Annotated in this window: 7 protein-coding genes and 1 pseudogene; 6 read left to right on the plus strand and 2 right to left on the minus strand. The window is 67.2% G+C overall.

Annotation, left to right across the window (positions count from 1 at the left end):
* Nucleotides 1-24 precede the first annotated feature (24 nt).
* The 3 genes from lpdA to WMK75_RS12605 all read left to right on the plus strand — a co-directional run bounded on the left by lpdA (nt 25) and on the right by WMK75_RS12605 (nt 2,602).
* Complete coding sequence (gene lpdA / locus WMK75_RS12595) at nt 25-1,419, plus strand: dihydrolipoyl dehydrogenase (protein WP_347268011.1); 1,395 nt, start codon at nt 25-27, stop codon at nt 1,417-1,419.
* 143 nt (nt 1,420-1,562) lie between these two features.
* Complete coding sequence (locus WMK75_RS12600; RefSeq protein WP_347268012.1) at nt 1,563-2,057, plus strand: lytic transglycosylase domain-containing protein; 495 nt, start codon at nt 1,563-1,565, stop codon at nt 2,055-2,057.
* A gap of 74 nt (nt 2,058-2,131) precedes the next feature.
* Entirely contained in the window at nt 2,132-2,602 is a 471-nt protein-coding gene (locus tag WMK75_RS12605) for a DUF411 domain-containing protein (protein ID WP_347268013.1), read from the plus strand.
* Here the strand turns inward: WMK75_RS12605 and WMK75_RS12610 are convergent.
* Nucleotides 2,599-3,441 (minus strand): MoxR family ATPase, encoded by an 843-nt coding sequence (locus WMK75_RS12610; RefSeq protein ID WP_347268014.1) that lies wholly within the window; start codon nt 3,439-3,441, stop codon nt 2,599-2,601. The genes WMK75_RS12605 and WMK75_RS12610 overlap by 4 nt on opposite strands.
* A 160-nt stretch (nt 3,442-3,601) precedes the next feature.
* On the opposite strand from WMK75_RS12610, the gene dksA reads away from it, so the two are divergent.
* From dksA to WMK75_RS12625, 3 genes are read left to right on the plus strand one after another with little or no spacing between them, the layout of a single operon-like run.
* Nucleotides 3,602-4,024, plus strand: a complete 423-nt coding sequence (gene dksA, locus WMK75_RS12615) for an RNA polymerase-binding protein DksA (RefSeq protein ID WP_347268015.1) — start codon at nt 3,602-3,604, stop codon at nt 4,022-4,024.
* A 33-nt stretch (nt 4,025-4,057) separates the two neighbouring features.
* Nucleotides 4,058-4,186 (plus strand): hypothetical protein, encoded by a 129-nt coding sequence (locus tag WMK75_RS12620; RefSeq protein ID WP_347268016.1) that lies wholly within the window; start codon nt 4,058-4,060, stop codon nt 4,184-4,186.
* Entirely contained in the window at nt 4,183-5,295 is a 1,113-nt protein-coding gene (locus WMK75_RS12625; RefSeq protein WP_347268017.1) for an FAD-dependent oxidoreductase, read from the plus strand. The genes WMK75_RS12620 and WMK75_RS12625 overlap by 4 nt, the downstream gene beginning before the upstream one ends.
* A 153-nt stretch (nt 5,296-5,448) precedes the next feature.
* Here the strand turns inward: WMK75_RS12625 and WMK75_RS12630 are convergent.
* Nucleotides 5,449-6,370, minus strand: a pseudogene (locus tag WMK75_RS12630) (IS3 family transposase); the annotation flags it as partial.
* Nucleotides 6,371-6,444 lie beyond the last annotated feature (74 nt).

A 6,444-nucleotide genomic window follows, 5' to 3' on the forward strand; every position in this document is an offset into this window, starting at 1 on the left:
CCGCGACCTGCAAGGAGTGCCTGAATGTCCACCTATGATCTGATCGTGATCGGCGCCGGCCCCGGCGGCTATGTCTGCGCCATCCGCGCCGCCCAGCTGGGGCTGAAGGTCGCCTGCGTCGAAGGCCGCGAGACCCTGGGCGGCACCTGTCTGAACGTCGGCTGCATCCCCTCGAAGGCGCTGCTGCACGCCAGCCACATGCTGCACGAGACGCATGAGAACTTCGCCAAGATGGGCCTGATGGACGCGCATGTCTCGGTCGACTGGATCAAGATGCAGGCCTACAAGGCCGAAACCGTGGGCACCAATACCAAGGGCATCGAATTTCTGTTCAAGAAGAACAAGATCGACTGGCTGAAGGGCTGGGCCACCATCACCGCACCGGGCAAGGTCAAGGTCGGCGACGAGACCTTCGAGACGAAGAACATCGTCATCGCCACCGGCTCGGAACCCGCCAGCCTGCAGGGCGTCGAGGTGGATAATGCCGGCGGCATGGTGGTCGATTCCACCGGGGCGCTGACGCTGCCGAAGATCCCGAAATCCATGGTGGTGATCGGCGCCGGTGTCATCGGACTGGAGCTTGGCTCGGTCTATGCCCGCCTCGGCACCGAGGTGACGGTGGTCGAATTCCTCGACGCCATCACCCCCGGCATGGACGCCGAGGTGCAAAAGCAGTTCCAGCGCCTGCTGGCCCGGCAGGGGCTGAAATTCATCCTCGGCGCCGCCGTCTCGGAGGTCGAGATCGACGAGGGCAAGGCCGAGGTCAGCTACAAGCTGCGCAAGGACGGCAGCGAACACGAGATCGAGGCCGAATGCGTGCTGCTCGCCACCGGCCGGCGCCCGAATGTCGCGGGGCTTGGCCTCGATGCGCTGGGCGTGGCGCTGACCGACCGCGGCTTCGTGCAGATCGACGCGCATTGGCAGACCAGCGTGCCCGGCATCTATGCCATCGGCGACGCGGTGCCCGGGCCGATGCTGGCCCACAAGGCCGAGGACGAGGGCATGGCGGTGGCCGAGGTCATCGCCGGCAAGCACGGCCATGTGAACTACGAGGTGATTCCCGGGGTGATCTATACCGCGCCCGAGGTCGCCTCGGTCGGCCTGACCGGGGAAGCAGCCAAGGCCAGCGGCCGCAAGGTCAAGGTGGGCAAGTTCCCCTTCATGGGCAATGCCCGCGCCAAGGCGATGTTCCAGGGCGACGGTTTCGTGAAGATGATCGTGGACGCGGAAACCGACCGCATCCTGGGCTGCCACATCATCGGTCCGAATGCCGGCGAGATGATCCACGAGATCTGCGTTGCCATGGAATTCGGCGCCTCGGCCCAGGACATCGCCCTGACCTGCCACGCGCATCCGACCTGTTCCGAGGCCGTGCGCGAGGCGGCACTGGCCTGCGGCGACGGTGCCATCCACGCCTGATCGGCGGGTTTTCTCCGACGCGGACACCGCGTTGCGGCGAGATTCCGCCGACGGCCGTCCCGAAAGGGGCGGCCGCTGTCTTTGCAGTTTTGCGACGCGCCGCGGGCCGCTAACCCTAAGTCAATGAAAACGCGAGGGCAGTGATGAAATCCAGCATCGGAATTCTGGCGCTTGCCGGCCTTCTGGCCGTGGCCGCCTGCGGTGACAACCGCGTCGATCCCGACCGCCGCTATCTGGTCGAACCGCGCGCCTCGGCCGCACAGACCGCGCGGCTGCACCCCAACGAGACGCCGGAACTGCGCCGGCTGATCAACAAATACGCCGCCGAATACCAGGTTCCCGTCGATCTGGTGCATCGCGTGGTGATCCGCGAATCGCGCCACCGCCCCGGCGCGCGCAACGGCCCCTATTACGGGCTGATGCAGATGCTGCCGGCCACGGCGCGCGGCATGGGCTACAAGGGCAGCGCCGCGGGCCTGCTGGATGCCGAGACCAACCTGAAATACGGGGTCAAATACCTGCGCGGCGCCTATCTGGTCGCCGGCGGCAACCAGGACGCGGCGGTGAAATGGTATGCGCGCGGCTATTACTACGAGGCCAAGCGCAAGGGCCTGCTCGACGAAACCGGGCTGCGCTGATCGGGCGCAGTTGACCTGGCCCGGTTGCGGCCCCAGCTAGGGGGCTGGACCGCAACCAGCCAAAGGCCGCCGCCATGACCCTGACCCGCCGCAACCTGCTGATCGCCACCGCGCTGGCCTGCCTGCCCGCCAGCCTGGGCGTCGCCCGCGCGGATGCGCCCGCCCGCCTGCATGTGCTGAAGGATCCGGCCTGCGGCTGCTGCGGCGACTGGGTCGAGGCCATGCGCGCCGCCGGGTTCGAGGTCTCGGTCGAGGACATGCCCAATGACGCCCTGGCCCGGGTCAAGGCCGGGGCCGGCATCACCCCCGCGCTTGCCTCTTGTCACACCGCCCGCGTCGAGGGCTATGTGATCGAGGGCCATGTGCCGCCCGCCGATGTGCGCCGCCTGCTGGCCGAGCGCCCCGCGGCCATCGGGCTGTCGGTGCCCGGCATGCCCTATGGCGCCCCCGGCATGGGCCCCGAGAGCGAACGCGAGGCCTATGATGTCATCCTGATCGGCCGCGACGGCAGCACCGGCCTGTTCGCCAGCTACGCCGCCGCCTAGCGTCCCTGGCGGCGGGCCATGAAGGCCAGCCGCTCGAACAGCGCCACGTCCTGTTCGTTCTTCAGCAGCGCGCCATGCAGCCTGGGCAGCATCTCGCCCGCGGGCCGCTTCAGGTCCTCGGGTGCCAGGTCCTCGGCCAGGATCAGCTTCAGCCAGTCCAGAAGCTCGCTGGTCGAGGGCTTTTTCTTCAGCCCCTGCACGCTGCGCAACTCGAGGAACTGGTTCAGCGCCTCGTCCAGCAGCCGCGGCTTCAGCCCCGGATAATGCACCTCGACGATCTGCTTGAGGGTCGCGGCATCGGGAAAGCGGATATAGTGAAAGAAGCAGCGGCGCAAAAAGGCGTCCGGCAGTTCCTTTTCATTGTTCGAGGTGATGATCACCACCGGCCGGTGCCGGGCCTGCACGGTCTCGCCGGTCTCGTAGACGTGGAACTCCATGCGGTCGAGCTCCTGCAGCAGGTCGTTCGGAAACTCGATGTCGGCCTTGTCGATCTCGTCGATCAGCAGCACAACCTTGGCCTCGGCCGCGAAGGCCTGCCACAGCTTGCCGCGGCGAATGTAATTGCCGATCTCATGCACGCGCGCCTCGCCCAGTTGGCTGTCGCGCAGCCGTGACACCGCGTCATATTCGTAAAGCCCCTGCTGCGCGCGCGTGGTCGATTTCACGTTCCATTCCAGGATCGGCAGACCCAGGCTTGCGGCAACCTGTCGCGCCAGCTCGGTCTTGCCGGTGCCCGGCTCGCCCTTGACCAGCAAGGGTCGCTCCAGCGTGATCGCCGCATTCACCGCCACCGCCAGGTCCGGCGGGGCCACATAGGATTCCGTCGAGGAAAAGCGCATGCCCGCATCCTTTCGCCACCCGCCGCGAACCTAGTCAGCCCGGATCGCCGGCGCAAGTCGCCGCGGGCCACCTGTCCCAAAGGGCTAGTGACAAGCGCCCTGCCTTCCTTTAAGGGGGCCGCAAGGATCGGGAGGACAGGCACCCGACCCGGGAGGAGAAATGAAAGCCCAGACCTTTCTGCCCGAAGATTATCGCCCCGCCGAGGACGAGCCTTTCATGAACGAGCGGCATCTCGAATATTTTCGCCGCAAACTGATTGCATGGAAACAGGAGTTGCTGGACCAGTCCGCCGAGACGCTCGAGGGGCTGCAGGACAGCGCCCGCAACGTCCCCGACCTTGCCGACCGCGCCTCGGAGGAAACCGACCGCTCGCTGGAATTGCGCACCCGCGACCGCCAGCGCAAACTGGTCAGCAAGATCGATTCTGCCCTGCGCCGCATCGAGGTCGGCGAATACGGCTATTGCGAGATGACCGGAGAGCCGATCAGCCTCAAGCGGCTGGACGCGCGCCCGATCGCCACCATGACGCTTGAGGCGCAGGAAAGGCACGAGCGCCGCGAACGCGTGCATCGCGACGACTGATCCGGGGCCGCGCCCTCAGCCGGGGAAACGACGATGCAGGATCCGGATCTCAGCCCGGCAGTGGTCGCACCGACCGACGGGCTTGCCGATCGGCGAACTCCGCCAATCCCGGCGGTCGGCGAGGATTTCCTTGCGCTGGCCCGCGCCGAGTGGCGGCACTGAGCCGGCGCGTCACCATCATCGGTGCCGGCGTCGCCGGGCTGACCGCGGCCTGCGCCCTGGCGCAGCGCGGCGCGCAGGTGACGGTGCTGGAACGCGCCGGGGCGCTGCGCGAGGTGGGCGCGGGGCTGCAGATCTCGCCCAATGCGGTGCGGGTGATCGCGGCGCTGGGTCTGCTGCCCGAGTTTCGCGCCATCTCGCTGCGCTCGCAGCGGGTCGAGCTGAACGACCGGAACGGCCGGCCGGTGGCCCGGCTCGATCTGGCGCGTCATCGCCCGCAGGACGAATTCCGCCTGGTGCACCGCGCCCGGCTGGTCGCCATGCTTGAGACCGCGGCACGCCGGGCCGGGGTGCGGGTCGAGCTCGGCGTCGATGTCGCCGCGCCGCCGACGGATTGCGATCTGCTGATCGGCGCCGACGGGGTGAAAAGCCGCATCCGCCCGCTGCTGAACGGCAGCGAGGCGCCGTTCTTTACCGGCCAGACCGCCTGGAGGGCGCTGATCCCTTGCGACGCCCAGGCCGCGCCGGCGGCGCAGGTGTTCATGGGTCCGGGGCGGCATCTGGTCAGCTATCCGCTGGGCGGCGGGTTGCGCAATATCGTCGCCGTGCTCGAACAGCCGGACTGGCACGAGGAAGGCTGGTCGATCCCCGGCGATCCGGACGAGCTGCGCGCCGCCTTCGCCGGCTTTGGCGGGCCGGTGCCGGGCTGGCTGGCGCAGGTCAGCGATGTCGGGCAATGGGGCCTGTTCCGCCACGAGGTCGCCGCGCGCTGGCAGGACGGGACCCGGGCGATCATCGGCGATGCCGCGCATCCCACCCTGCCCTTCATGGCCCAGGGCGCCGTCATGGCCATCGAGGACGCCTGGGTGCTGGCCGCCTGCCTTGCCGTCGGATTGGATCAGGCCACGGCGCTGGCGCGGTTCCAGGCGCTGCGCCGTCCGCGCTGCCAGCGCATCGTCGCCGCCGCAAATGGCAATGCCCGCAACTATCACCTGCAGGGCCCGGCGCGCATGCTGGCCCATGCCGGGCTGCGCACGATCTCGCGCCTGGCGCCGGGCCGGCTGATCCAGCGCTTTGCCTGGCTCTACGACCACGATCCGACGGCGCCTTGATCGTCAGCGCTCGTAAGCTTGTGGCCCCTGCATGGGGTGGCGGCCGGGCGCTGAACGAGGTCTTGCGCAGCAGCACAGGCCGATCGGCGCCCAGAGGTGGTCCCGTTTATCTGAACAGGTCATGGGCGCTTTGTAAGTGGTTTTCCGCCTCCGTCATGCCGCAGCCGCTTCCGGCTTTGGCGGGTTGAAGTAGGCCTGATCGGGGGTTCTTCCGTCAAGCGATGAATGCGGGCGTCGGCTGTTGTAGAACGCCAGATAGTGGTTGATCGAGGCGCGGGCCTCGGGGACGCTGGCATAGGCCTTCAGGTAGACCTCCTCGTATTTGACTGTCCTCCACAGGCGCTCGACGAAGACGTTGTCCCGCCAGGCGCCCTTGCCATCCATGCTGATCTTGATCTCGCGGCTGGCCAGCACCTTGATGAAGTCGGTGGAGGTGAACTGGCTGCCCTGATCCGTGTTGAAGATTTCAGGCTTTCCATGACGCGCCAGAGCTTCCTCGACGGCTTCGATGCAGAAATCCGCCTCGAGCGAGATCGACACCTTCGCGGCCAGCACCCGCCGCGAGAACCAGCCCACGACGGCGGCGAGATAGATGAAGCCGCGGGCCATCGGGATGTAGGTGATATCCATCGCCCAGACCTGGTTGGGCCGGGTGATGGGCAGATTTCGCGAGCCAGATACGGGTAAATCTTGTGCCCCGGCGCCGGTTTCGAGGTGTTCGGCCGGCGATAGATCGCCTCGATCCCCATGCGCTTCATCAGCGTCCGGACATGCTTGCGGCCAACCTTGAAACCTTCCTGGACCAGCAGGCCCTGCGAGCCATTCGACTGCCCGCAAACGGGTGATCTGTGTGCAGCCGGTCGATCAGGGTCTCATCAGCCTCTGGTCGGCATCGCTGACCGGCCGGGGCCGATAATAGACCGCCCCCCGGCTGATCCCCAGCACCACGGCCTGGCGGTTGACGCTCAGCTTTGCGGTGGGATCGATCATTTTCCGGCGCTCGGCAACAGACCCGCCTCGGCCCGAGCGCGCCGGACAAAAAATCGTTCTCCAGCGTCAACTCCCCGATCTTTGCGCGTTCCGGGGTGATCCGGTCGGGGATTCCGATTTGATCCGGTCACCCATTCCAATCTGATCCGGTCACCGATT

It is taken from the genome of Paracoccus sp. (in: a-proteobacteria), assembly GCF_039808215.1.
In the GTDB taxonomy this organism is placed as follows: domain Bacteria; phylum Pseudomonadota; class Alphaproteobacteria; order Rhodobacterales; family Rhodobacteraceae; genus Paracoccus.

Excerpts from the sequence above, each read along its gene's own strand:
- lpdA (WP_347268011.1), top strand. The coding sequence starts at position 25 with ATGTCCACCTATGATCTGATCGTGATCGGCGCCGGCCCCGGCGGCTAT.
- WMK75_RS12600 (WP_347268012.1), top strand. The coding sequence starts at position 1,563 with ATGAAATCCAGCATCGGAATTCTGGCGCTTGCCGGCCTTCTGGCCGTG.
- WMK75_RS12605 (WP_347268013.1), top strand. The coding sequence starts at position 2,132 with ATGACCCTGACCCGCCGCAACCTGCTGATCGCCACCGCGCTGGCCTGC.
- WMK75_RS12610 (WP_347268014.1), bottom strand. The coding sequence starts at position 3,441 with ATGCGCTTTTCCTCGACGGAATCCTATGTGGCCCCGCCGGACCTGGCG.
- dksA (WP_347268015.1), top strand. The coding sequence starts at position 3,602 with ATGAAAGCCCAGACCTTTCTGCCCGAAGATTATCGCCCCGCCGAGGAC.
- WMK75_RS12620 (WP_347268016.1), top strand. The coding sequence starts at position 4,058 with ATGCAGGATCCGGATCTCAGCCCGGCAGTGGTCGCACCGACCGACGGG.